The organism is Hydrogenophaga sp., assembly GCF_028698005.1.
Taxonomy (GTDB): Bacteria; Pseudomonadota; Gammaproteobacteria; order Burkholderiales; family Burkholderiaceae_C; genus Hydrogenophaga.
Genome location: NZ_JAQVEJ010000237.1, coordinates 1 through 3,156, shown reverse-complemented (window position 1 = coordinate 3,156; position 3,156 = coordinate 1). Strand labels below are relative to the sequence as shown.

The 3,156-nt window shown below is 74.1% G+C and carries 3 protein-coding genes and 1 pseudogene; all 4 read left to right on the top strand.

Annotated features, from left to right (window positions below; genetic code table 11):
- Nucleotides 1–244: pseudogene (locus tag PHQ87_RS15320) on the top strand (TonB-dependent receptor); the annotation flags it as partial.
- A gap of 26 nt (nucleotides 245–270) precedes the next feature.
- Entirely contained in the window at nucleotides 271–1,641 is a 1,371-nt protein-coding gene (locus tag PHQ87_RS15315) for a cobyrinate a,c-diamide synthase (protein WP_300236260.1), read from the top strand.
- On the top strand, nucleotides 1,638–2,231 hold the full coding sequence (locus PHQ87_RS15310; RefSeq protein WP_300236257.1) for a bifunctional adenosylcobinamide kinase/adenosylcobinamide-phosphate guanylyltransferase: 594 nt from the start codon (nucleotides 1,638–1,640) through the stop codon (nucleotides 2,229–2,231). Before PHQ87_RS15315 ends, PHQ87_RS15310 begins: the two co-directional genes overlap by 4 nt.
- On the top strand, nucleotides 2,228–3,130 hold the full coding sequence (locus PHQ87_RS15305) for an ABC transporter substrate-binding protein (protein WP_300236254.1): 903 nt from the start codon (nucleotides 2,228–2,230) through the stop codon (nucleotides 3,128–3,130). The genes PHQ87_RS15310 and PHQ87_RS15305 overlap by 4 nt, the downstream gene beginning before the upstream one ends.
- Nucleotides 3,131–3,156 lie beyond the last annotated feature (26 nt).

Genomic DNA, 3,156 nt, shown 5'->3' with positions numbered 1-3,156 from the left:
GGCGGGCTGGACGCTGGGCGGAGAAGTCCAGGCATCGGGCCGCCGCTTCGAGAACGCCGCCAACACCCAGGAGCTCAATGGCTATGCGCTCGTCAACCTGTACGCCAGCACGCGCATCGCGCGCGACTTCACGCTGCTGGCCCGCGTGGACAACCTGGCCGACAAGGACTACCAGGTGGCGCGCACCTACGTGATGCCGGGGCGCACGCTCTATGTCGGTCTGAAGTGGGCGCCGCAGCGCTGAGCCCGGCTGGCGCACGCTGCCCCGCCGTGCTGGTCACGGCGGCGGCCTCGGGCCAGGGCAAGACCACCGTCACCGCCGCGCTGGCTCGCCTGCACGCGCGCCAGGGGCGGCGCGTGCGGGTGTTCAAGTGCGGGCCGGACTTCCTGGACCCGCAGTGGCACCAACTCGCCAGCGGCGTGCCCGTGCACCAGCTCGACCTGTGGATGACCGGCGAGGCCGATGCCCGCGCGCGCCTGCACGCCGCCGCGCGGGAGGCCGACCTGATCATCGTCGAAGGCGTGATGGGCCTGTTCGACGGCGTGCCCAGCGCCGCCGATCTGGCTGAACGCCTGGGCCTGCCCGTGCTGGCCGTGGTCGACGCGTCGGCCATGGCGGGCACCTTCGGCGCGCTGGCGCTGGGGCTGCAGCAGTACCGGCCCGGCTTGCGCTGGGCGGGCGTGCTGGCCAACCGGGTGGCCAGCGAGCGGCATGCGCAACTGCTGCGAGAGGGCCTGCGCACGCCGGCGCACTGGCTGGGCGCGCTCATGCGCGTGGCGGTGGATGGTGAGGCCGCGGGCCCCAAGGCAGGACTGCTGCCCGAGCGCCACCTGGGCCTCGTGAACGCGCAGGAACTGGCCGACCGGGTGGAGCGGCTCGATGCCGCCGCCGACGCGCTGGCCGCGACGCCGCTGGGCCGGATGACGGCGCAGGACTGGCAGCGCTGGGCCGTGGACTTCGCGCCGCCCGACGAGGCGGAGGAAACCCCGCCGCTGCTGGCAGGCCGCACCGTGGCCGTGGCGCGCGATGCCGCCTTCTGCTTCATCTACGAGGCCAACATCGATTGCCTGCGCCGCCTGGGCGCGCAGGTGGTGTTCTTCTCGCCGCTGCAGGACGCCGCGCTGCCGCCCTGCGACGCGCTCTGGCTGCCTGGCGGCTACCCCGAACTGCACATGGCGCGCCTGGCCGCCAACCAGGCGATGCGTGCCAGCCTCGCGGCCCATGTCGCCCAGGCCAAGCCCGTGTGGGCGGAGTGCGGCGGCATGATGGCGCTGTGCGAGGCGATCACGCTGGCCGACGGCACGCGCCACCCGGCCTGGGGCCTGCTGCCCGGCGAGGTGCGCATGCAGCGCCGCCTGGCGGCGCTGGGGCCGCAGCAGCTCGATCTGGACGGCCAGGTGCTGCGCGGTCACACCTTCCACTACTCGACCCTGGACAGCGGCGCCGCGGTCTGGGCCCGCACCGCGCGGCCCGATGCAGCGCCCGCGCCCGGCACGGGCGAGGCGGTGTACCGCCATGGCAGCATCCGCGCCAGCTACTTCCACGCATGGTTCGCCTCCAGCCCGGCCGCGGTGGCGCGGCTGCTGGGCGCGGGCGGGGCAACCGGGGTGACGACCGAGGCGACAATAGGCGGCGCATGAACCCGAGCCTTTCCATTGCCCGCAGCGAGCTGATCCTGGGCGGCCAGAAGAGCGGCAAGTCGCGCCGCGCCGAGGGGCTGGCGCGCGACTGGCTGGCCCAGGCGCCGCAGCACCGTGCCCTGCTCATCGCCACCGGCCAGGCGCACGACGACGAGATGCGCGAGCGCATCGCCCGCCACCGGCGCGAGCGCGCCGAGCGCGTGCCGGGCCTGGCCACGCTGGAGGAGCCGCGCGAGCTGGCGGACGCCATCGCGCGCCATGGCGCGGCGCACACGCTGATCGTGGTCGACTGCCTCACGCTGTGGCTGACCCACTGGCTCATGCCGCCGGAAGAACATACCCGGCAGGAGCAGACACCGCCCGCCGGCTGGCCAGCGCCGGCCGCGCCGCTGCTGGAGGCGGTCCGGCAATCCCCGGGTCCCGTGGTGCTGGTGGGCAACGAGATCGGTCTGGGGGTCATTCCGATGGGCCGCGAGGTGCGCGCCTTCGTCGACGCGCTCGGGTCGCTGAACCAGCAGGTGGCCGGGGTGTGCGAGCGCGTAACCCTGATGGCAGCCGGGTTGCCGCTTTTCCTCAAGAACCCTTCATGAACCCGACTCCCATCCGCCGCATTCCCTGGGTGCTCGCCCTCCTGCTCGTGCCGGCCCTGCTCATGACGCGGCCGGCCGGCGCCGAACCCGTGCAGATCACCGACGACCGGGGCCGCGTGGTGACCATCGCGCAGCCGCCGCAGCGCATCGCCAGCCTGCTGCCATCGCTGACCGAGAGCGTCTGCGCGCTGGGCGAGTGCCACCGGCTCGTGGGCGTGGACCGTTTTTCCAACTGGCCCGATGCCGTGCGCGAGCTGCCGCAGCTGGGCGGCTACATCGACCCGAGCATCGAGGCCGTGGCGGCGCTCAGGCCCGACCTGGTGCTGGTGGCCAGCAGCACGCGCGCCAGCGAGCGGCTGGAGGCGCTGGGCCTCACGGTGCTGGCGCTCGAACCCAAGGTGCACGCCGACGTGCGCCGCGTGCTGGGCGACGTGGCGCGCGCGCTGCACCTGCCGCGGCCGCAGGACGCCGCCGACCGGCTCTGGCGCGAGATCGATGCGGGGGTGCAGGCGGCGGCGCAGTCGCTGCCGCCCCGGGCGCGTGGCGCGCGGGTGTACTTCGAGGTGAGCCGGGGCCCGTACGCCGCAGGTACGGCCTCGTTCATCGGCGAGACCCTGGCCCGCCTGGGCGCGGAGAACGTGGTGGGCGCCGAGCTGGGCCCGTTCCCGCGCCTGAACCCCGAATTCGTGGTGCGCGCCAACCCTGGTGTGATCATGGTCGGCAACCGCAGCATGCAGCCCATGGTGATGTACCCGGGCTGGCAGGGCATCGCGGCCGTGCGCGACAAGCGCGTGTGCGTGTTCGGCCCCGGCGAGTCGGACGTGGTGGTGCGCCCCGGCCCGCGCATGCCCGAGGCCGCGCGCATCATGGCGCGCTGCCTGGCCGAAACGGCGCGATGACGGACCTGAACCAGATCGGAAGAGCG

Excerpts from the sequence above, each read along its gene's own strand:
- PHQ87_RS15310 (WP_300236257.1), top strand. The coding sequence starts at position 1,638 with ATGAACCCGAGCCTTTCCATTGCCCGCAGCGAGCTGATCCTGGGCGGC.
- PHQ87_RS15305 (WP_300236254.1), top strand. The coding sequence starts at position 2,228 with ATGAACCCGACTCCCATCCGCCGCATTCCCTGGGTGCTCGCCCTCCTG.